Origin of the sequence: Aquihabitans sp. McL0605, from assembly GCF_049993875.1 — a bacterium.
In the GTDB taxonomy this organism is placed as follows: domain Bacteria; phylum Actinomycetota; class Acidimicrobiia; order Acidimicrobiales; family Iamiaceae; genus Aquihabitans.
Window position 1 is genome coordinate 249,688 of the sequence record NZ_CP188252.1, and the last position, 20,393, is coordinate 270,080.

At 71.5% G+C, this 20,393-nt stretch carries 18 protein-coding genes; 10 read left to right on the forward strand and 8 right to left on the reverse strand.

Annotated features, from left to right (window positions below; translation table 11 throughout):
- Positions 1-30: 30 nt before the first annotated feature.
- Complete coding sequence (locus tag ACPPVX_RS01130; RefSeq protein ID WP_426573042.1) at positions 31-852, reverse strand: hypothetical protein; 822 nt, start codon at positions 850-852, stop codon at positions 31-33.
- 96 nt (positions 853-948) lie between these two features.
- On the opposite strand from ACPPVX_RS01130, the gene ACPPVX_RS01135 reads away from it, so the two are divergent.
- Complete coding sequence (locus tag ACPPVX_RS01135) at positions 949-1,671, forward strand: PIG-L deacetylase family protein (RefSeq protein WP_426573043.1); 723 nt, start codon at positions 949-951, stop codon at positions 1,669-1,671.
- Between the two features lie 21 nt (positions 1,672-1,692).
- Here ACPPVX_RS01135 and tatA read toward each other — a convergent pair whose 3' ends face one another.
- Genes tatA through ACPPVX_RS01150 form a run of 3 tightly spaced genes read right to left on the reverse strand, consistent with a single transcriptional unit; the run spans position 1,693 to position 4,095 of the window.
- Positions 1,693-1,989 carry a twin-arginine translocase TatA/TatE family subunit gene (gene tatA, locus ACPPVX_RS01140; protein ID WP_426573044.1) on the reverse strand — a complete coding sequence of 99 codons (297 nt, stop codon included), beginning with the start codon at positions 1,987-1,989 and terminating at the stop codon, positions 1,693-1,695.
- 37 nt (positions 1,990-2,026) lie between these two features.
- Positions 2,027-3,331: an alpha/beta hydrolase fold domain-containing protein gene (locus tag ACPPVX_RS01145; protein WP_426573045.1), complete on the reverse strand. Its 1,305-nt coding sequence runs from the start codon at positions 3,329-3,331 to the stop codon at positions 2,027-2,029.
- Between the two features lie 23 nt (positions 3,332-3,354).
- Positions 3,355-4,095 (reverse strand): GntR family transcriptional regulator, encoded by a 741-nt coding sequence (locus ACPPVX_RS01150; protein WP_426573046.1) that lies wholly within the window; start codon positions 4,093-4,095, stop codon positions 3,355-3,357.
- A 63-nt stretch (positions 4,096-4,158) separates the two neighbouring features.
- Between ACPPVX_RS01150 and ACPPVX_RS01155 the strand changes: the two genes are divergently transcribed.
- The 3 genes from ACPPVX_RS01155 to ACPPVX_RS01165 are packed head-to-tail and all read left to right on the forward strand — an operon-like array spanning position 4,159 to position 7,494.
- Positions 4,159-6,438: an aconitate hydratase gene (locus ACPPVX_RS01155; protein WP_426573047.1), complete on the forward strand. Its 2,280-nt coding sequence runs from the start codon at positions 4,159-4,161 to the stop codon at positions 6,436-6,438.
- Entirely contained in the window at positions 6,438-6,938 is a 501-nt protein-coding gene (locus ACPPVX_RS01160) for a hypothetical protein (RefSeq protein WP_426573048.1), read from the forward strand. Before ACPPVX_RS01155 ends, ACPPVX_RS01160 begins: the two co-directional genes overlap by 1 nt.
- 10 nt (positions 6,939-6,948) lie before the next feature.
- Positions 6,949-7,494, forward strand: coding sequence for a hypothetical protein (locus tag ACPPVX_RS01165; RefSeq protein WP_426573049.1), 546 nt, complete (start codon positions 6,949-6,951; stop codon positions 7,492-7,494).
- Between the two features lie 3 nt (positions 7,495-7,497).
- Here the strand turns inward: ACPPVX_RS01165 and ACPPVX_RS01170 are convergent, their stop codons facing one another.
- Positions 7,498-8,916 (reverse strand): HAD-IB family hydrolase, encoded by a 1,419-nt coding sequence (locus tag ACPPVX_RS01170; RefSeq protein ID WP_426573050.1) that lies wholly within the window; start codon positions 8,914-8,916, stop codon positions 7,498-7,500.
- Positions 8,917-9,065: 149 nt separating this feature from the next.
- On the opposite strand from ACPPVX_RS01170, the gene ACPPVX_RS01175 reads away from it, so the two are divergent.
- Positions 9,066-10,145 (forward strand): hypothetical protein, encoded by a 1,080-nt coding sequence (locus tag ACPPVX_RS01175; RefSeq protein WP_426574971.1) that lies wholly within the window; start codon positions 9,066-9,068, stop codon positions 10,143-10,145.
- A 23-nt stretch (positions 10,146-10,168) separates the two neighbouring features.
- Here the strand turns inward: ACPPVX_RS01175 and ACPPVX_RS01180 are convergent, their stop codons facing one another.
- Positions 10,169-10,981: a methyltransferase domain-containing protein gene (locus tag ACPPVX_RS01180; protein WP_426573051.1), complete on the reverse strand. Its 813-nt coding sequence runs from the start codon at positions 10,979-10,981 to the stop codon at positions 10,169-10,171.
- 438 nt (positions 10,982-11,419) lie between these two features.
- Here ACPPVX_RS01180 and ACPPVX_RS01185 point away from each other — a divergent pair, with 438 nt between their 5' ends.
- The 4 genes from ACPPVX_RS01185 to ACPPVX_RS01200 all read left to right on the forward strand — a co-directional run bounded on the left by ACPPVX_RS01185 (position 11,420) and on the right by ACPPVX_RS01200 (position 15,566).
- Positions 11,420-12,343 carry a LysR family transcriptional regulator gene (locus ACPPVX_RS01185; RefSeq protein ID WP_426573052.1) on the forward strand — a complete coding sequence of 308 codons (924 nt, stop codon included), beginning with the start codon at positions 11,420-11,422 and terminating at the stop codon, positions 12,341-12,343.
- 133 nt (positions 12,344-12,476) lie between these two features.
- Positions 12,477-13,733 (forward strand): citrate synthase, encoded by a 1,257-nt coding sequence (locus ACPPVX_RS01190; protein WP_426573053.1) that lies wholly within the window; start codon positions 12,477-12,479, stop codon positions 13,731-13,733.
- A 74-nt stretch (positions 13,734-13,807) separates the two neighbouring features.
- On the forward strand, positions 13,808-14,764 hold the full coding sequence (locus ACPPVX_RS01195; RefSeq protein WP_426573054.1) for an RDD family protein: 957 nt from the start codon (positions 13,808-13,810) through the stop codon (positions 14,762-14,764).
- A gap of 1 nt (position 14,765) precedes the next feature.
- A complete protein-coding gene (locus tag ACPPVX_RS01200) occupies positions 14,766-15,566 on the forward strand; it encodes a rhomboid family intramembrane serine protease (protein ID WP_426573055.1) in 801 nt (266 codons plus the stop codon).
- 21 nt (positions 15,567-15,587) lie between these two features.
- On the opposite strand, the gene ACPPVX_RS01205 is transcribed toward ACPPVX_RS01200, so the two are convergent.
- Positions 15,588-16,568, reverse strand: a complete 981-nt coding sequence (locus ACPPVX_RS01205; protein WP_426573056.1) for an NAD(P)H-quinone oxidoreductase — start codon at positions 16,566-16,568, stop codon at positions 15,588-15,590.
- Between the two features lie 41 nt (positions 16,569-16,609).
- On the opposite strand from ACPPVX_RS01205, the gene ACPPVX_RS01210 reads away from it, so the two are divergent.
- Positions 16,610-17,752 (forward strand): acyl-CoA dehydrogenase family protein, encoded by a 1,143-nt coding sequence (locus tag ACPPVX_RS01210; protein WP_426573057.1) that lies wholly within the window; start codon positions 16,610-16,612, stop codon positions 17,750-17,752.
- 3 nt (positions 17,753-17,755) lie between these two features.
- On the opposite strand, the gene ACPPVX_RS01215 is transcribed toward ACPPVX_RS01210, so the two are convergent.
- Entirely contained in the window at positions 17,756-20,368 is a 2,613-nt protein-coding gene (locus tag ACPPVX_RS01215; RefSeq protein WP_426573058.1) for a GNAT family N-acetyltransferase, read from the reverse strand.
- Positions 20,369-20,393 lie beyond the last annotated feature (25 nt).

Sequence of the window (20,393 nt, forward strand, 5' to 3'; positions counted from 1 at the left end):
ACTACCACGCGACCGCCCCGCCGCGGGCCGTCAGTCCCAGTCGGCCGTCCAGTAGTCCTCGTGGGAGGTCAGCACGACGGCCCAGCGGTCGGTGGAGGGCGCCTCGCGGAGCACCTCGTCGAGGCCGAGCGGCGTCGCCCTGCAGTCGTTCGGGTCGCCGGGCCCGCAGGTTGCGGGCAGGGCGTACTGGGCCATCTCCCGGCGCTCGGGACCGACGGGAAGGGAGATCCACCGGCCCGCGACCACCGAGTCGGCCGAGACGGGGTACGAGGGGAGGCACGTCACCGGGCCGGTGCCCACATCGTCGATCGCCACCCCGTCGGGGAAGTTCCGGTAGGTGGTGCCCGGTCCGTCGAGGAACAGCGCCGAACCGGAGGCCGCCTCGGGGAACTCGTAGGGCGGACACGTCGCCCCTTCGAGCGCGGCCAGCACCTGCAGCATCGACGCCCTCGCGTCGTCGCCCCCGAAGGCGAACACCTGGGTGGTGGAGGTGGTGCAGGTCACCGCCTTCTCGTCGACGGTCTGCCAGTTGGCCTGCCCCCGAGCGCAGACGTCCTTCGTCCCTCGTCCGCCGATGGCGTGCAGCATCGGGGACCGGGCGGCCACGGCATCGAGCGCGGCGGTGGTGTGGCCGTCGGCGGTGCGGCGGGCGGCGACCACGTCGGGCGCATCCGCGTGGAAGTCAGGAGGGGTGACACCACCGCTCAGCGCCGAGCAGAACAGGTGGACCCCGACGCCCAGCGCCGCGATGACGAGGAACGAGAACGCCAGGAGGACGCCGACGCAACCGCTGAAGACGACGCCGCCCTCAGCGGCCTTGGCGGTACGAGAGGGATACGGATCAGTAGCCATCGGACCAGGCTGCACAGTTCGCACCGCAGTGCCCATGGGGTCGATCCCCCACCCGATCCTGGGGCGCCGATCCCCGAAGCTGGGCAGACTGGCCCGATGGTCGATCTCGAACCCGTACCCGAGGACTGGACCCGCGCCCTCGCGGTGGTGGCCCACCCCGACGACCTGGAGTACGGCGCCGCCGCCGCCATCGCCCGCTGGACCGGGCAGGGCAAGGAGGTCGCCTACTGCCTGGTGACCTCTGGAGAGGCGGGCATCGATTCGATGCCACCCGACGAGTGCGCGCGGGTGCGCCAGGCGGAGGAGCGGGCCTCCGCCGCTGCGGTCGGGGTCGGCACCGTCGAGTTCCTCAGCCACCCCGACGGGCTCGTCGAGGCGTCCCTGGTGCTGCGCCGGGACCTGGCCGCCGCCATCCGGCGCCACCGGCCCGAGGTCGTCATCTCGATCAACTTCCGGGAGAGCTTCGGTGGGCCCGGGTTCAACCACGCCGATCACCGCAACACCGGCTTGGCCCTGCTCGACGCCGTGCGAGACGCCGCCAACCGCTGGCTCTTCGTCGGAGCAGGCGGCGACGCGTGGAGCGGCGTCCGCTTCGCCCTGTTCGGGGGGTCACCCCAGGCCGCGCACGGGGTCGACGTAGGAGCCACGATCGACAGGGGCGTGGCCTCGCTCCGCGAGCACCGGACCTACCTCAACGCCCTCCCGGCCGGAACGACCGGCACCGATCCCGACGCGTTCCTCCGCGCGATGGCGGCCCAGGCCGGGCCGCGCCTCGGCGTCGACCTCGCCACCGCGTTCGAGCTCATCCCGCTGGGCTGACCGTACCGCCCGGGCGGGGTCTCAGGTCTTGGAGTCGACCTCGGTGACCACGGTGGGATCGGCAGCGGCCGGCGCGACGGGCGTGGCCGCATCGGGGTTGACCTCGGCGACCAGCTCACGGGGCTCGGGCTCGGCCTCCTGCGGGGCCGCCGGCGCGGGCGCGTCGGCCTCGGGCGGGTCGACCTCGCCGCGCGAGCCCTTCTCGAACTCGCTCTTGGCTTGACCGAGCGACTTGGCCAGCTGCGGGATCTTCTTGCCGCCGAAGAGGACCAGTGCGATGACCAAGATGATGAGGAGTTCCGGGGGCCCAACGTCCATGCCTCCAGGCTAGGACTCGCGCACCCGCGTCACACGGTCAGGCCCCGGTTCCGGCCTCGACCGTGGCGCCGTGGCCCTCGCGCCGCCGGATCGTCTCTAGGAACCGGTGGACGGCGCCGGCGCTGAAGATGGTGCGGGGTGAGTCGAACACCTCGAACGCGTGCTGGGCCCCGGGCAGCTCGGCGTACGCCACCGGGTTCTTCGACTCGGACCGGAGCATGGCGACGAACGAGCGCGCCTGCTCGACCGGGACCAGCACGTCGTTGCTGCCGTGGACCACGAAGAACGGCGGGGCGTCGGCGCTCACCCAGCTCATGGTGGAGCCGTCGCGCCAGAGGTCGGGCGACTCGGCCTTCGTGGTCTTCAGCACGAGGCGGGCGAGCATCTCGTCCTGGTAGGCGTTGCCCGTGCCGTCGCGGTTGGTCCAGTCGTACACGCCGTAGAACGGGACGGCGGCCACGACGGTGGTGTCGGCCTCCTCGAAGCCAGGCTGGAACATCGGCTCGTTCGCGGTCAGGGCGGCCAGCGATGACAGGTGGCCGCCGGCGGAGCCACCGGTGATGGCGACGAAGTCGGGGTCGCCGCCGTACTGGGCGATGTTGGCCTTCACCCAGGCGATGGCGCGCTTGACGTCGACGATGTGTTCGGGCCACGTGGCGCGCGGGCTGAGGCGGTAGTTGATGGAGACGCAGACCCAGCCGTTCTCGGCCATGTGGCCCAGCAGCGGCAGCGCCTGCTGGTCCTTGTTGCCGATGATCCACGCCCCGCCGTGGACCTGCAGCAGCACCGGCGCCTTGCCGTCGAGCGGGAGGTCGGAGCGGTGCCAGATGTCGAGCTGGTTGCGCCGGCCGGCATCGCCGTAGGCCAGGTTGTGGTCGGACACGTAGCGGGTCTTCCAGCGGGCGACGGGGCCGGCGATGATGCGGCGGCGCTCGATCGTGAGCTGGCTCGACGTGACGTTGGGGACCGATCCCTCGACCAGCTCCTCGCCGAGCGCCTCTTCGAGCGCGCTCTCGAGGACATCGCCGGCGGTGGTGCTCTGCTTCCAGATCTTGACCAGGGCGGCCCACGACCCGACGTTGAGCGCCAGGGCGAGCCAGCCCTTGGGCGAGCGCAGGGCGCCGCGGCGGATCCAGATCACCGAGGCGACGGCCTGCCACGCGATCACGTGGAGGGGCAGCTCCGAGGTGAGCCAGCTCGGGAAGAAGCACGCCACGCTGGCCCGCCCACGGCGTGACAGCGGCTTGGTGGCGTTGGCCGTGTTCACGGCTCCGATGATCGACGCCGCGAGGAACCGGCTGCTGATCGGATCGGTGTTCTGGGCACGAGAGGCGCGAGGCATCGCACCAGTGTGGCGGCTGCGGGCTACTCGACCAACCGCAGACCGCCGGGCGCGATCGAGGCCTCGGGGTGGGCGAGGTCGACCGTGAACTCGGTGCGGTGGGCGGGGAAGACGTACTCCCCGATGAGGACCGGCCGGCCGGCCAGGTCGGCGGTGACGCGCTCGCACACCAGGACCGGCGAGCCCGCCGGGATCTGGAGCGCCTCGGCGTCGACCGGCCCGGCGGCGTCGGCGCCGATGGTCTGGGTGGCGCCGCCGAAGCGGACGGGGAGCAGGTCGTAGAACGAGTGGTCGCGGACCTGGGCCCGGCTGAGCTCGGCGCCCAGCTCCTCGGGGCACCACACCGTGACCCGGGCGAACGGCTCGCCGTCGGCCAGGTTGACCCGGCTGACCTTGAGCGCCTTGTCGACCCCCAGGATCGAGCGGACCCGGGCCGGCGGGCGGACGAAGGCGAACTCGACGATGCGGCGCTCGGACACCCGGCCCTCGGCTTCGAGCTGGGCTTCGATGGTGGCCAGGTGGGCCAGGGGCTGGCGGACCGTGCTGCCCGCGACGAACCACCCGAAGCCCTGGCGGGAGTCGACGAGGCCCTCGGTGCGGAGGTCCTCGAGCGCCTTGCGGATGGTCACGCGGGAGGCGCTGTAGGTTGCCGACAGCTCCGACTCCGACGGCAGCACGCGCCCGGCCGCGAACTCGCCCTCCTCGACCCGACGGCGAAGGTCGGCGGCGATGTCTCGGTACCGGATCGTGCGCACTTGTCTCATAGTTGTATGCTTTGATCGGCGACGCAAGCAGCATCGCCAGAACCGGAACCCGAGGTGACCCCCATGGCCGTGAGCGCAACCACCCCCATCGAACTCGTCAACGCGGTGTACGCCAAGCTCCCCGACCGGGTCGCCACCGGACGCCAGCGGTTGGGCAAGCCGCTCACCCTGACCGAGAAGATCCTGGTCAACCACCTGCGCGACGCCGAGACGGGCGGCCTCGAACGAGGGATCAGCTACACCGACTTCGACCCCGACCGCATCGCCATGCAGGACGCCACCGCGCAGATGGCCCTGCTGCAGTTCATGACCGCCGGCCTCCCCGAGGTGGCCGCGCCCACCACCGTGCACTGCGACCACCTCATCCAGGCCAAGGTGGGAGCCTCGATCGACCTCGGTGTCGCCATCGACACCAACAAGGAGGTCTACGACTTCCTCGAGAGCGTCTCGGCCAAGTACGACATCGGCTTCTGGGGACCCGGCTCCGGCATCATCCACCAGGTGGTGCTCGAGCAGTACGCCTTCCCCGGCGGGATGATGATCGGCACCGACAGCCACACCCCCAACGCCGGCGGCCTCGGCATGGTGGCGATCGGTGTGGGCGGCGCCGACGCCGTCGACGTCATGACCGGCTTCCCGTTCAACGTGCGCTTCCCCAAGGTCATCGGCGTCCACCTCACCGGCAAGCTCACCGGCTGGAGCTCCCCCAAGGACGTCATCCTCGAGGTGGCCCGCATCCTCACCGTCAAGGGCGGCACCGGCGCCATCGTCGAGTACTTCGGGCCCGGTGCCGAGAGCATCTCGGCCACCGGCAAGGCCACGATCTGCAACATGGGCGCTGAGATCGGGGCCACCACCTCGGTGTTCGCCTACGACGACAGCCACGACGCCTACCTCCGGGCCACGCGCCGCGCCGAGATCGCCGATGCCGCCAAGGCCGTCGCCGCCGACCTGCGGCCCGACCCCGAGGTCTACGCCGATCCGCACAGCTACTACGACCAGGTCATCGAGATCGACCTCGACACGCTGGCCCCGCTGATCAACGGCCCCCACTCCCCCGACTACGCCCACAAGGTGAGCGAGATCGGCCAGACGGCCATCGACAAGGACTGGCCGCTCGAGATCAGCGCCACGCTCATCGGCAGCTGCACCAACTCCTCCTACGAGGACATCACCCGGGCCGCCTCGATCGCCCGGCAGGCGTCGGCGAAGGGGCTCAAGGCCAAGACCAAGCTGCTCATCACCCCCGGCTCCGAGCAGGTGCGGGCCACCATCGAGCGCGACGGCCTGCTGGCCGACCTCGAGGCCATCGGCGGCGAGGTGCTCGCCAACGCCTGCGGCCCCTGCATCGGCCAGTGGAGCCGGCCCGACATGGACCCGAGCACGGTCAACACCATCGTCAACTCGTACAACCGCAACTTCCCGAAGCGCAACGACGGCTCGGCCAACACGCTGAGCTTCGTCACCTCGCCCGACACGGTCATCGCCATGGCCCTGGCCGGTCGGCTCGACTTCAACCCCGTCACCGACTCGCTGACCACCGAGAGCGGCGAGCAGGTGAAGCTCGACGAGCCGGTGGGCATCACGCTCCCCGAGGCCGGCTTCGATCCGGGCGAGGACACCTTCACCGCCCCGCCCGCCGACCGGTCGGGCATCGAGGTCAAGGTGTCCCCCACCTCCGACCGCCTCCAGCTGCTCACCGCCTTCGAGCCGTGGGACGGCCAGGACTACATCGAGCTGCCCCTCCTGCTCAAGGCGCTGGGCAAGTGCACCACCGACCACATCTCGATGGCCGGCCCGTGGCTCAAGTACCGCGGCCACCTCGAGAACATCTCGGGCAACCTCTTCCTCGGCGTGATCAACGCATTCACCGAGGCCGACGGCTTCGGCAAGGACCCGCTCGACGGTGAGACCAAGCGCTACCCCGAGATCGCCAAGCACCTCCACGAGGCGGGCGTCAGCTGGGTGGCCGTGGGCGACGAGAACTACGGCGAGGGCAGCTCCCGCGAGCACGCCGCCATGGAGCCCCGGTTCCGCGGCGCCAAGGTCATCCTCGTGCGCAGCTTCGCCCGCATCCACGAGACCAACCTCAAGAAGCAGGGCGTCCTGCCGCTGACCTTCGCCGACCCGTCCGTGTACGACCAGATCGAACAGGACGACAAGCTGTCGTTCCTCGGCCTGGCCGACCTGGCCCCCGGCACGCCGGTCTACGCCGAGATCGTGAAGCCCGACGGCACCAAGGTCGCCTTCGAGGCGCTGCACACCATGAACGACGAGCAGATCGAGTGGTTCAAGGCCGGCGGCGCCCTCAACATCATCCGCCAGAAGATGGGGACCAACTGATGGCCAAGCACACCAGCAGCAGCGACGCGGCCGCCGACCTCGAGCTGTTCGCCTCGTTCGTGCGCTCCGAGGAGCAGAAGGCGCGCGATGCCAAGAAGGCAGCGCGAGACGAGCGGCGCCAGGCCGACGAGCACGCGCAGCTGATCAAGGCCAAGGAGGACGCCGCCGCCGAGGTGAAGCGGCTCCGGGGCCGAGAGGGCGTGCCGGCCGAGCAGCGCAACGCTGCCGACGCCGCGTACAAGGCTGCGCTCGCCGCCGTGGTGGCGGCCGAGACCGGTGCGGCTCCCGCATGGGCGCCTCCGGCCCCCGAGGTGCCCGACGCCACCGACGCCACCGACGCCACCGACGCCACCGACGCCACCGACGCCGAGCAGGCTCCGGCCGGAGACGCCGACGCCCAAGCTGATGCCGACGCCGAAGCGGTCGCCGACGCCGATGCACCCGCGCCCGGCGACGAAGCAGACGGGCCCGCCCCGGAGCCGGCCGGCGACGAGGGGTAGCGTTCCGGGCATGACCCGTGCCCCTCGCGCCCTGCTCATCGCTGCCGTCGTGGCCCTCGCTGCGATCCTCACCTCGTGCGGGACGAGCGGGGGCGATGCCTTCAGCGCGACCACCACCAGCACCTCCACCACCGTCGCCCGCTCCGGCGGGCAGCAGGCCGCCCTCGACGCCATGTCGAAGTACTACGAGGGCCTGGGCCTGGAGAAGAAGCAGGCCGACTGCCTCGCCGGCAAGCTCGTCGACCAGTTCTCGCGGGGCGGCGGCGGGTTCGATCCCAGCAAGCTCGACATGTCCAAGGTCATGGACGCCATGAACCAGTGCGATGTCAAGGCCAGCGACCTCAGCGCCCTGAACCCGGGTGGCGGCATCGACTCGAAGGCCGTCCACAACGCGCTGCTCAACGCGTTCAACCAGATGGGCTTCGATCAGAAGAAGAGCGAGTGCCTCGCCGACGCGTTCGTCAAGCAGTTCGGCGACGACATGACCGCGCTCCAGGACATGAGCGCCATCCAGGACCTGTACTCGTCCTGCGGCATCGACCTCGGCGGCGACTGAACCTCAGTCGGACCCGGGACGGCGATCGAGCTCGGCGTCGGGATCGCCCTTGTAGCTCGATGGCAGCGACTTCGCCAGCTCCTCGGGCGTCGGCTCCCGGTGGATGCGGGCCTCCTCAGGGAGGAGCGCGACGAGCGCCTCCATGATCGCCGTGGTGTCGACGTCGGGGTCGTCGTAGGCCAGGTCGACGGGAGGACCCACCCGCAGGCGCACCGTGGGCGGGTGGCCCACCGCCAGGACGTCGGGGGTGCGGGCGTTGCGCGGCCACACCTTCTCGGTGCCCCAGATGCCGATCGGCACGATGGGTGCTCCGCTCAGCGCCGCCAGCTTGGCTGCGCCCCAGCGGCCCTTGAGGTCCGGATCGAAGAACGCCCGGCCTCTCGGGATGGTGCCCTGCGGCATGATCGCCACCGCCTCGCCGGCCGACAGCGCCTCGGCGGCGGCCTTGAGCGGTTCGTCGGAGCCCGATCCCCGCTCGACCCGGATGCCGCCCAGGGCGGTCACCATCTGGCCCACCACCGGGGCGTCGAAGACCTCCTTCTTGCCCAGGAACCGGACGGGGCGGCCGGCCTGGGCCATGGCCCAGCCGATCGCCAGCGGGTCGAAGTACGAGCGGTGGTTGCCCACGATGATCACGGGCCCCTCGGACGGGATGTGGTCGACGCCGTCGACGTCGAAGCGCACCCACGGGAACAGCTGGGGCCGGGCCAGGAACTGGATCGCCCGCTGGGGCTCGACCCCCACCAGCTTCGGCACGCCCGCCGGCACGTCGAAGTACTGGCTGGGCCACCGCTTGATCACCGCCACCACCCGCAGGCGAGGGTCGGGGTTCACCGCCGTGGGGTGCTCCACCGCCGACAGGAGCGGGACGTCGTACACGGAGTCGGAGTAGGCGTAGCTGGACCCGACATCGACGCCGTTGGCCTGCGCCCACAGGCGGACCGCGGCCAGCTTGCCCGGCCCCCACACGAACAACCCGTCGATGGACCCGTCGTAGTGCCCGTCGGCCACGCCGTATCGGGTGGCGATCACATCGTCGAGGCCCAGCGCGTCCGCCAGAGGCTTCACCAGGTCGTAGGGCGAGGTGGTGGCCATGATGACCTTGCGGCCCTCGTCGTGGTGGTGCTCGATGAGGCTCTTGGCGAAGCCCGGCACCTCGTCGATGAGCTGCGCGGCCGCGAGGCGCCCGGCCTCCTGCACCCGGGTGCGCTCCCACCCCGATGCAGCCCGGGCCATCTGGCGGGTGGCCATCATCGACGGGATCGTCTCGCCGACGACGTCGAAGAACTTGAAGACCAGCCCTTCGCCCGGGATGCTCCGGTCCGGCAGCAGGCCAACCCGCTTGAGCATCGTGCTGAACGTGGGGCCGCTGGCTCCCGTCAGCAGCGTGCGATCCAGGTCGAAAAACGCGGCGGGCTGCATGGAGGGAGACTACGACCGGTCCGCCGAGGGGTGCCCCCGACGTAGTTGACGACCCGTCAGATCCGGGCCAGGGTGCGCCTCCCAGCTAGCCGGAGGTTCCCGTGCCCCACCCCCTCGACGAGTTCCCGATCCACCAGGCCCCGCTCTCCATGGCCCACATGGCCTCGTCGGACCGCAACGCCTACGACCGGTGCTACTTCAACGCCCACGGCCGGACCGGCGAGCCGTTCCTGGTCACCGGCCTCGGCATCTACCCGAACCTCGGCGTGATCGACGCGTACTGCACGGTCCGGGTGGGCGACCGGCAGATCAGCGTCCGCGCCTCCGACGCCCTCGACGGTCACGACCGCCTGGCCCCGTCGGTGGGCCCGTTCCGCATCGAGGTGATCGACCCGCTGGAGCGGGTGCGGTTCGTGTGCGACGGCGACGACCACGGCGTCGGCTTCGACCTCACCTGGCAGGGCTCGCACCCTGCCGTGGACGAGGTGCCCCACGTGTGGCGCTCCGGCCCCGCGGGCAAGGTGGCGCTCGACGCCCAGCGCTTCGCCCAGATGGGCTCCTGGGAGGGTGAGCTGCGGGTCGACGGCACCACCCACACCGTCGACCCCGACGTCTGGCTGGGAAGCCGCGACCGCTCCTGGGGCATCCGCCCGACCGGCGAGCCCGAACCCCCGGCCCGCGCCGGCGACGAGCCGATCGAGGGCTTCTGGTGGCTGTACGTGCCGCTGCGCTTCGACGACTTCACGATCGTGGTGATCATCCAGGAGGACCCCGACGGCTACCGCGTCCTCAACGACGCCACCCGCGTCTGGCCCGCCTCTGCCAACCGCCGTCCGGAGCAGCTCGGCTGGCCGCGGGCCGAGATCCACTACCGGTCGGGCACGCGCATGCCCACCGGCGCCACCATCCACCTGACCGAGCAGGACGGCACGCCGCTCGTGCTGGAGGTGGAGTCGCTCGGGTTCGTCGCGCTCAACGCCGGCACCGGCTACGGCGGCGACGTCACCGGCTGGACGCACGGCATGTGGAAGGGCCGCGACTGGGTCGACGGGGTCGACAAGGACCTCGTCAACGATCCGGCCGTCGCCGGCATGCTCCCCTTCGGGCTGCTCGACCACGTGGCCAAGGCCCGCATCGGCGACGCCGAGGGCTGGGGCCTCTTCGAGCACGGCACCTTCGGCCGCCACGACCCCAGCGGCTTCGCCGACTACGGCTCCGTCGCCCCCTAGGCACCGAGAGCAGCAGCGCCGCCTCAGGCGTGCGCCGACGCGATCATCGCGCTGGCCTGGAACACCAGGGTGCCGTCGCGCACGTTCGGCCTCAAGGCGTCGACCACCGCCGCGTGCACCTCGGCTCGGAGGTCGGGGTGTGCGGCCAGGCCGGCCGCGATCACGGGGTTGTCCTCGGTCAGGGTCGTCGCGGCCGCTTCGACCGAGGCTGCCTCGTAGGGCTGATCGATCGTCAAGACATCGACGTCGATGTCGCTCCACCCCGCAGCTTCGAGCACCTCACGGGCCCGCTCCGGCGGGGCGAGCGAGAACGGACCAGGCTCCTCGGGCCCCGGCAGGGCCGGCGGTCCGAGGAGCGGGATCGTGGCCAGCACGGGCGTGCTCATCCACGGGTTCTCGAACGGGCCGTCCCACGCGGCGAAGGCCAGGGACCCGCCGGGACGGGTGAGCGAGCGAAGGTGGGCGAACCCGGCCACCGCATCGTCGAAGAACATCACCCCGAACCGCGAGAAGAGGGCATCGAACGGCTCGTCGGGGTCCAGGGCCGCGACGGTGCCGACCCGGTGCTCGACCCCGGCCCGACCGGCAGCCTCGGCGCGAGCGTGGGCGATCATGCGCTCGGACAGGTCGACGCCCACCGCATCGGCTCCCCGCCGCGCCAGCTCCCGGGTGGTCCCCCCGGTACCGCAGCCGACGTCGAGCACGCGCTGACCGTCGACGGGACCGAGCCGATCCATGGCCGCGAGCCCGAACGGCAGGCCGTGGGCGTCGAGCACGGCCGCGTTCCGAACCCAGGCATCGCCCACGAGGTCGTCCCAGACCGCACGCTGCTCCACGAACCCGAGGCTACGCCTGATGCGACGCCCGCACTGGACGTTCCCATCGGGCGACCTTGCTGCAAGCCGCAGAAGATTGAGACCGACCGATCGACCTTGCTCGTGGAAAAATGAGACCGACCGGCCAGGGGCGGCCGGTCGGTCCATCGGTCTGTACGTCGCTGGGAGGAACAGGGCGGATTCCATCGCGAGGCGCAGCCGAGCGTCCCTGTCGCTCAGACCGATCGACCCGAACCTTGCTCGTGGAAAAATGAGACCGACCGGCCAGGGGCGGCCGGTCGGTCTATCGGTCTGTGCGGCAGGGGAACCGCACGACCCGTCGCTCGAGGTTCGGGAGGGGGACCCGTGCACCTCGGCGGTCTTGAGTATGCACATTGTTGAACAGTTGCAAGCAATCTGTCCAACAGTTGTTCGTGATATATGCCATCATGAGGAGCGATGGACTTCCGGCAGCTCTCCGCGCTCACCGCCGTAGCCGACCACCGCAGCTTCTCGGCCGCCGCCCGCGCCCTGCACACGGTGCAGTCGAACGTCTCCACGCACATCGCCAACCTGGAGCGCGAGCTGGGCACGCCACTGGTCGACCGGGGCACCGGGCAGCTCACCGAGGCGGGCGAGCTGGTGGTCGTGCGGGCCCGGCGCGTCCAGGCGGAGCTCGAGGCCCTCTCCGCCGACGTGGCCTCGTCGCTCGGGGAGATCTCGGGTCAGGTGCGCCTCGGCGTGATCGGCACCACCGGCCGGTGGCTGATCCCGATGCTCCTCAGCGAGCTGGCGGCGAGCCACCCGAAGGTCCGCCTCGTCGTGGTCGATGCCACCACCACCTCGCTCATCCCCCAGCTGGCGGCCGGCTCCCTCGACCTCGCCATCGTCAACCTCCCGGCCGTCGATCCGGACGTCGACACCGAGCTGCTGTTCGAGGAGGAGCACGTCCTGCTGCTCACCGACGACCACCCGCTGTCGGGACGGCCGTCGATCACGCTGTCGGACCTCGCAGGCGTGCCGCTGCTGCTCGAGCCGCCCGGCACCGGCTTCCGCGACGATCTCGACGCCGACGCCGAGCGCGCCGGGGTCACCCTCACGGCCCAGGCCGAGGTCGACGGCATGCGCCTCCTCGCATCGTTGGCCTACCAGGGGTTTGGAGCCGCGATCCTGCCGGCCAGCGCCATCGTCGAGTGGTCCGATGGCACCTGGAGCACCGTGGCGCTCGAGGGGACCACGCCGCGCGGCGTCGGTCTCGCCACCCCGCGGCGGGGCCGCCTCTCGGCCCCCACCCGGTCGACGATCGACGTCGTGCGGTCGGTCATCGCCAGCGAGGTGCCCACGCGCCCGCTCCTCCACCTGCGGCCCGGACGAACCTCCTGACGCCACTGGTACCCCTACCCCTGGTGGGCCGGTACCATCGGCCTTGGAAGCACGGCCGGTGGTTCACCGGAGACGACCCGGCCAACGCAGACTGGAACCTCAGAGGCAGGAAGAGAAGCGCGTGGCAGAGAGTGTGACCCTTACGGACAACCGCACCGGTGAGTCCATCGAGATCCCGATCGTGAACGGCGGTGTCGACGCAGGAGCCTGGAAGAAGCTCCTCGGCAACATCTGGTTCGCCGATCCGGGCTTCACCCAGACGGCGGCCACGGAGTCCGCCATCACCGAGCTCGACGGCGAAGCAGGCATCCTGCGGTACCGCGGCTACCCCATCGAGCAGCTCGCCGAGCACTCGACGTACCTGGAGGTCGCGTACCTCCTGATCTACGGCGAGCTCCCCGACGCCGAGCAGTACGCGGCGTGGAAGCACGAGATCACGTACCACACGTTCATCCACGAGAACGTCCGCAAGCGGTTCATGGAGGGCTTCCACCACGACGCCCACCCGATGGGCATGCTCGTGTCGGCCGTGGCCGCCCTGTCGACGTTCTACCCGGAGTCCAAGGACATCCAGGACCCCGATGTCCGCGACAAGCAGATCGTGCGCCTCATCGCCAAGATGCCCACGCTCGCCGCCGGCGCCCACCGCTTCAGCGTCGGCATGCCGTTCGTCTACCCCGACAACCGCCTCGAGTTCAGCGACAACTTCCTCTCGATGATGTGGAAGATCGCCGAGCCCGAGTACCAAGCCGACCCGGTGCTCGCCAAGGCGCTCGACGTGCTGTTCATCCTCCACGCCGACCACGAGCAGAACTGCGGCACCACCGCCATGCGGGTGGCGGGCTCGTCGCACACCGACCCGTACTCGGCCACCGCAGCCGCGGCGGCGGCGCTCTACGGCCCCCGTCACGGCGGCGCCAACGAGGCCGTGATCAAGATGCTCAACGAGATCGGCCACGTCGACAACGTGCCCGCCTACGTCACCGCGGTGAAGGAGGGCAAGGGCCGCCTCCAGGGCTTCGGCCACCGGGTGTACAAGAACTTCGACCCCCGGGCCACGATCATCAAGAAGATCGCCTACGACGTGTTCGAGGTCACCGGCAAGAACCCCTTGCTCGACATCGCCCTCAAGCTCGAAGAGGTGGCGCTGGCCGATGACTACTTCATCAGCCGCAAGCTCTACCCCAACGTCGACTTCTACTCGGGGCTGATCTACCAGGCCATGGGCTTCCCGATCGAGATGTTCACCGTGCTGTTCGCCATCCCCCGCACCTCGGGCTGGCTGGCGCACTGGAAGGAACTGCTCGAGCAGGACCAGAAGATCGCTCGGCCCCGCCAGCTGTACACCGGCAGCGCCAGCCGCGACTACGTCGCCATGGACGCCCGCTGACCCAGTACCACCCGCCGCCGTACGGGCAGCCCTGGGGCTACGTCTGGCAGCCACCTCCCCCGCCCGTCGGACCGGTGGCCAACAAGGGCCTCCGGCTGGCGGCCCGGACGCTCGATGCCACCGCCGAGGCGGTCCTCGTGGTCAACACGTGGATCGTCCTCGGCGACTCGCACAAGATCTGGACCGACCTGTTCCTGGCGTTCCTGGCCATCACCGCCTACGAGACGCTCACCACGATGTGGCTGGGGGCCACGCCGGCCAAGCGGCTGGTGAAGGTGCGCGTGGTCGAGCTCGACGGCGTGGGCCGGCCCTCCCCGGCCGCCTCGCTGCGGCGCGGGGCGATGTGCGGCGTGCTCACGGTGATCCCGGTCATCGGGTGGACGCTGTGGGCCATCAGCACGCTGGGCGACTCGCTCGGCCGGGGCTTCCCCGACCGGGTGGCGGCGTCGATGGTGATCCCGGACCAGTTCGCGCCCCCGGTCGCCACCCGAGACCTGGCCGGGTTCGCCGACGGGGCCCACCCGCCGCGCATCAGCCCGTACGGCCGGGTGGGAGACCTCGACGTCCGCTACCGCGCCCGGCTGCGGCGGCTGACCGACTCCAGGCTGCTCGCCGCCGCCATCGGGCTCCTGGCCCTCACCGTCAGCCTCCCGTTCGCCACCACCAGCATCATCTTGTTGAGCTCGGCGGCGTGGATCGTGGTGTTCGTGATCCACGAGACCTGGCTGGTGAGCCGCACCGGCCTCACGCCCGGCCACCAGCTGGCCGGGCTGGTCATCCGCGACCGCCGCACCGGGCTGCCGCCGCGGCCGTTCCGGTCGTTCCTGCGGGCCCTGGTGCTGGGGCTGCTCGTCTACGTGCCGCTGCTCTGGCCGATCCTCTTCGTGTCGATGCTGATGATGGGCACGGGGAGCAACGGGCGGGGCCTCCACGACTTCGCGGGCGGCACGGTGGTCGTGTCCGATCCCGCGCTGCGCCCCGAGGCGCAGCGCCAGAAGGCCATGCGGATGCGCCTGGGCCGGGCGGGCTGAGATGGCGCTCCCCCTCCGCGACGACGAACGGTCCCGGCGCGTGCCGTGGCTCACGATGGCGCTCATCGCCATCAACGTGGTGGTGTTCCTCTTCATCCAGCCGTCCGGCTTCCAGTGGGGCGCCCCCGAGGGATCGGCCGGGCAGAGCCAGTACTGGCGGGCCCAGGAGCGCGACGAGTTCACCAACCGGTGGGGCGCCATCCCCTGCGAGCTCCGCAGCGGCAAGGCCCTCATCGACTCGCCTCCCGGGTGCAAGGGCGATCGCACCCAGTACCCGCCGGCGGGCAAGTCCGTGGCGCTGGCCCTGCTCACGTGCATGTTCCTGCACGGCAGCATCGACCACCTGGCCGGGAACATGCTGTTCCTGTGGGTCTTCGGCAGCGCCGTCGAAGACCGGTTGGGACGGTCCAACTTCTTGGGGCTCTACCTCTTGGGCGGCATCATCGCCACGCTCGGGTACGTGGCCACCAACCCGCACTCGGCCGGGCCGCTCATCGGCGCGTCCGGGGCCATCGCCGTGGTCATGGGGGCGTACCTCGTGCTGGCACCGCGCGCCCGCATCCTCACCGTCATCGCCACGGCCGCGTTCCAGGTGGTCTACGTGCCGGCGGCCGTGGTGCTGCTGCTGTTCTTCGTGACCCAGTTCTTCACGGCCGACGAGAACGTCGCCTGGGAGGCCCACGCCGCCGGCATGGTGGTGGGGGCGATCGCCGGGCTGGTGCTCATGCGCATCCCCGCCATCAAGAAGCGCTCGGTCGACGACGCCGCCGACGCCCGGCTGCGAGCCGGCGCCGAGTTCTGACGGTCGGCCGGCTCCGGCAGATCAGATGTCGATGAGGACCTTGCCGATGCTGGCGTTGGTCTCGAGGTAGCGGTGGGCGTCGGCGATGTCGGCCAGGGCGAAGCGGCGGTCGATCACCGGGCGGACGGCTCCGGCCTCGATGGCCGGGACGATCTCGGCGACGAAGCGCTGGGACGCAGCGACCTTCTCCTCGAGCGGGCGGGCGCGCAGGACGGTGCCCATCAGGTGGGCCCGCTTGGGGAGCAGCATCCCCAGGTTGATCTCGGTGGCCCCGCCGCCCATGACGCCCACCTGCACGATGCGGCCGCCGACGCGGATCGATGCGATGTTGCGCATCAGGTAGTCGCCGCCGATCACGTCGAGCACGGCATCGACGCCCCGGCCTCCCGTGGCGGCCTGCACGCCCTCGACGAAGTCGTCGGTCTTGTAGTCGACCACCAGATCGGCGCCGAGCGCCCGGACGGCATCGACCTTGCCGGTGGAGGTGGTGGCCACCACCCGGGCGCCGATGGCCTTGGCGATCTGCACGGCCATCGTCCCCACGCCGGACGCGCCCGCGTGCACGAGCGCCCAGCCCCCGGAGCGGAGGCCGCCCTGCACCACCAGGGCGTCGTGGGCCGTGATGCCGACCTCGGGGAGGGCGGCGGCGTCGGCGACGGCCACCGATCCGGGCACGGCCATCAGCTGGCGCTCGTGCACGGCGATCTGCTCGGCGTACGCCCCACCGCCCACGATGGCCATGACCTCGTCGCCCACCGACCAGCGGGTCGAGAGGGAGCCGACCGCCGCCACCCGGCCCGAGAGCTCCATCCCGGGCACCTCGTGGGGGCGCTTGGGGCCGGGCTCGGGGTAGAACCCGCGGCGCTGGAGCAGGTCGGCCCGGTTGAGGGCGGTGGCCACGATGTCGACCAGCACGTCCTCGGGGCCCAGCTCGGGCGCAGGGATGTCGGCGAGGGTCAGCACCTCGGGCTCGCCGTACTCGGTCAGGACGATGGCTCGCATCGGCGCACCCTACCGACGGCCACCGGTAGGGTCCGCCCGGCGTGGACTTCGACCTCTCCCCCAGCCTGACCGCCCTGGCCGCCGAGGCCCGAGCAGTGGGATCGGCCGGCGCCGACCGGCGGGCCATCCGCGAGGACGGGTGGCTGATGGGCCACGACCCCGGCTTCGCGCTCGAGCTGGCGGAGCGCGGCTGGCTGGGCATGACGTGGCCGACGAGCGTGGGCGGTGGGGGCCGCGACCCGATCGAGCGCTTCATCGTGTTCGAAGCGCTCATCGGCGAGGGTGCGCCGCTCGCCGCCTGCTACTTCGCCGACCGCCAGATCGGTCCGACGCTCCTGCAGTACGGCACGCCCGAGCAGCAGGCCCGGTGGCTGCCCGGGATCCTCAGCGGCACCGACGTGTGGTGCATCGGCATGAGCGAGCCCGACGCGGGCAGCGACGTGGCGTCGCTGCGCACTCGCGCCGAGCGGCGCACGGATGGGCGAGGGGGCTGGCGCATCGACGGGGCCAAGGTCTGGACGAGCGGCGCCGCCCACGCCCGCTGGTGCTACCTGATCGCCCGCACCGACCCCACGGCCAAGCCCCACGCCGGCCTGTCGGAGTTCGTGGTCGACATGCACGCGCCGGGGATCGAGGTCCGCCCGATCGTCGACGCCACCGGAGACGGCCACTTCTGCGAGGTGCGGTTCGAGGGCGTGGACGTGGCCGCCGACCAGCTGATCGGCGAGGAGAACGGCAGCTTCCGCCAGGTCATGCGCCAGATGGAGCACGAGCGCGGCGGCATCGACCGGCTGATGAGCAACCAGCGGCTCTACGCCGACGTGCTCCCGTACGCCCGGCGGGGCGACCCGCTCGTGCGCCAGCAGATCGCCGCCATCGAGACGGGCTACCGCCTCGGCCGGCTGCTCGTGCTGCGCGAGGTGCTCGGCCAGGCGCCGGCCCAGTTCTCGGCGGCCGCCAAGACGTTCTGCACCGAGCACGAGCAGCGGGTCGCGGCCTTCTGCGCCACCGTCCTGGGCGCGGGCTCCACTGCGTTCGAGGGGTCCGAGGCCGAGGGCGCCGCCCTGGCCCGACGAGTTGCTCGCAACGTGGCCTACGCGCCGGCGTACACGATCATGGGCGGCACCACGCAGATCCTCCGCACGATCATCGCCGAGCGGGTGCTGGGCCTGCCTCGGGGCTGAGGCTCAGAGCCGCCGCACCCGGGGACGGGAATCGGCGACGTAGGGCAAGAGGCCGATGCGCACATCGGTGATGGCCGCCGAGCCCTCGACGACGAGCACCGGGTTGAGGCGCACGGCCACGATCTCGGGCACAGCGTCGGCCAGCGAGGCCAGCCGGCACAGCAGGTCGATCAGGGCCTCGCGGGCGGCCGGCCCCGCCTCGGTCACGAGGGGCGCGAGGACCGAGGCGTCGATCAGGCGCTCGGCGTCGGCATCGGTGAGCGGCAGGATCTGCATCGACTCGTGCGCCACCCGCTCCGCCGCCGCGCCGCCGGGACCGAGCGTCAGCACGTCGCCGAGGACGTGGTGGCGGTAGACGCCCACGCGGCACTCGACGCCCTCGGGCACCATCACCTGCACGAGCGCCGGGTGCATGGCGGAGCCGAGCACGGCCTCCATGCGCTCGTAGGCGTGACGGACCTCGTCGTCGCCGTGCACGTCGAGCGACACGCCGCCGGCCTCGGTCTTCGAGAGCCGCTCCAGCCCCGAGGCCTTGAGGGCGACCGGGAACCCCAGGAGGTGGGCGGCCGCGATGGCCTGGTCGGCATCATCGACCAGCACCTGAGCGGCCGGGGCCAGCCCGGTGCAGGCCAGCAGCGCCTCCGCCTGGAGGGCGTCGAGCCAGGTGCGGTGGTCGGTGGGGGCGTCGGTGAGCCAGCCGGCCACCAGGGCCCGGGCGTCGGCCTTGGCCGGGGAGGAGAGCTCCGCGAGGTGCCCCACGGGCTGCGACCGCCACGCCGCGTAGCGGGTGACCCGGCCGAGGGCGAGCGCCGCCTCCTCGGGGAACGGGAACTCCGGGATGCGGAGGTCGCCGTCGGTGAGCAGGCCCCGCCGGTGCTCGCCCAGCATGCAGGCCACCGTGGTGACGGGGCCGGCGCCCTTGGCCGCGGCCAGGATCGCCTCGCCGACACGGCGGTAGTGGCCCACGATCGCAGGGGCGTAGATCACCAGGACCGCGTCGACGTGGCCCGAGGCGTACACCTCGGCGAGGGCGTCGGTGAAGCTGGCGGGGTCGGCCTCGTTGGACAGGTCGACGGGCTCTCCGGGCACCAGGCCCGCCGCCTTGAGCGCATCGACGGCCAGCCAGGCGGGACCCCACGAGTTGGTCACGACGGCGACGCGGCTGCCGCGCGGCAAGGGCTGGTCGGCCAGCACGCCGGCGGTGTGCAGCATCTGGGTGAGGTTGTCGACGCGCACGATCCCCGTCTGCTCCAGGAGGGCCGCGGCGGTGGCGCCGGGCGGCCAGCCCTCGGGCTCCTCCCAGCGGTCGGCCGGCGAGCCACCCACCTTCACCGCCACCACCGGCTTGTGCTGGGAGAGGGCGCGCGACGTGCGGCTGAACTTCGACGGGTTGCCGAAGGACTCGAGGTAGCACATGACCACGTCGGTGTTCGGGTCGTCCTGCCAGTACCGGAGGAGGTCGTTGCTGGACACGTCGGCCTTGTTGCCGACCGCCACGAACGACGAGATGCCCAGATCGATCTGGCGGGCGGCATCGATGATGGCGGCGCCGATCACACCCGACTGGGCGACCAGCCCGACCCGGCCGGCCACCGGATCGACCGGCACGAACGTGGCGTGCATGGCCACCGCCGGGTCGGTGTTGATGATGCCCAGGGCGTTGGGGCCGATGAGCCGCATGCCGTGGCGGCGGGCGTAGGAGACGAGCTCGATCTCGGCCGCCTCGCCCTCCTCGTCGCGATCGGCGAACCCGGCGGAGAGGACCACCAGGCCCTGCACCCGCTTGAACGCGCACTCCTCGGCGACGCGCAGGACCTCGTCGGCCGGGACGCAGACGATGGCGAGGTCGAGCTCGCCGGGCACGTCGAGCACCGAGCGCCACGACCGGACGCTCGCCACGAAGTCGCCCTCGCGGTTGATCGGGTACACCGGCCCCTGGAACCCCCTGCTGACCAGCTCGTGGAAGACCTGGTGGCCGATGGTCCCGGGCGTGCGCGAGGCCCCGATCACGGCGATCGACGAGGGCCGGAGGAGCCGCTCCACCGACCGCGCCTCGGCCTGACCGGCCCGCTCCTCGATGGCGGCCAGGGCCTCGGGCGTGGGCTCGATGTCGAGCTGCACCTCGATGACCCCGTCCTCGAACCGGCTCGACGCAGTGAACCCGGCCTGGGTGAACACGCCGAGCATCTTGCGGTTCTGGGGCAGGACCGAGGCGGTGAACCCCGAGATCCCGGCCTCCCGCGCCGCCGCCGCGAGGTACTCGAGCAGGACCGTGGCCATGCCCCGGCCGTGGTGGGCATCGTCGATGAAGAACGCCACCTCGGCATCGCTGCGGGCCCGGTGGCGGTCGTAGCGGGCCACGCCGACCAGGTCGTCGCCGATGAGGCCGACGAACGCCATCCGGTCGACGTAGTCGACCCGGGTGAACCGGTCGAGGTCTCGCTCCGACAGGCGGGGCCGAGGCGAGAAGAAGCGGAAGTAGATGCTCTCGGGCGACTGGCGCTCGTGGAACGCGACGATCCGCTCGGCATCGTCGGGGCGGATCGGGCGGACGGCCATCGTCCCGCCGTCCGAGAGGACCACCTCGGATTCCCAGCGAGCCGGGTAGTCGGACATGGGCCGAGGCTACCGACCGGCAACC

Bases quoted from the DNA above. Each gene is read 5' to 3' on its own strand.
- ACPPVX_RS01130 (WP_426573042.1), bottom strand. From the start codon at position 852: ATGGCTACTGATCCGTATCCCTCTCGTACCGCCAAGGCCGCTGAGGGC.
- ACPPVX_RS01135 (WP_426573043.1), top strand. From the start codon at position 949: ATGGTCGATCTCGAACCCGTACCCGAGGACTGGACCCGCGCCCTCGCG.
- tatA (WP_426573044.1), bottom strand. From the start codon at position 1,989: ATGGACGTTGGGCCCCCGGAACTCCTCATCATCTTGGTCATCGCACTG.
- ACPPVX_RS01145 (WP_426573045.1), bottom strand. From the start codon at position 3,331: ATGCCTCGCGCCTCTCGTGCCCAGAACACCGATCCGATCAGCAGCCGG.
- ACPPVX_RS01150 (WP_426573046.1), bottom strand. From the start codon at position 4,095: ATGAGACAAGTGCGCACGATCCGGTACCGAGACATCGCCGCCGACCTT.
- ACPPVX_RS01155 (WP_426573047.1), top strand. From the start codon at position 4,159: ATGGCCGTGAGCGCAACCACCCCCATCGAACTCGTCAACGCGGTGTAC.
- ACPPVX_RS01160 (WP_426573048.1), top strand. From the start codon at position 6,438: ATGGCCAAGCACACCAGCAGCAGCGACGCGGCCGCCGACCTCGAGCTG.
- ACPPVX_RS01165 (WP_426573049.1), top strand. From the start codon at position 6,949: ATGACCCGTGCCCCTCGCGCCCTGCTCATCGCTGCCGTCGTGGCCCTC.
- ACPPVX_RS01170 (WP_426573050.1), bottom strand. From the start codon at position 8,916: ATGCAGCCCGCCGCGTTTTTCGACCTGGATCGCACGCTGCTGACGGGA.
- ACPPVX_RS01175 (WP_426574971.1), top strand. From the start codon at position 9,066: ATGGCCCACATGGCCTCGTCGGACCGCAACGCCTACGACCGGTGCTAC.
- ACPPVX_RS01185 (WP_426573052.1), top strand. From the start codon at position 11,420: ATGGACTTCCGGCAGCTCTCCGCGCTCACCGCCGTAGCCGACCACCGC.
- ACPPVX_RS01200 (WP_426573055.1), top strand. From the start codon at position 14,766: ATGGCGCTCCCCCTCCGCGACGACGAACGGTCCCGGCGCGTGCCGTGG.
- ACPPVX_RS01205 (WP_426573056.1), bottom strand. From the start codon at position 16,568: ATGCGAGCCATCGTCCTGACCGAGTACGGCGAGCCCGAGGTGCTGACC.
- ACPPVX_RS01215 (WP_426573058.1), bottom strand. From the start codon at position 20,368: ATGTCCGACTACCCGGCTCGCTGGGAATCCGAGGTGGTCCTCTCGGAC.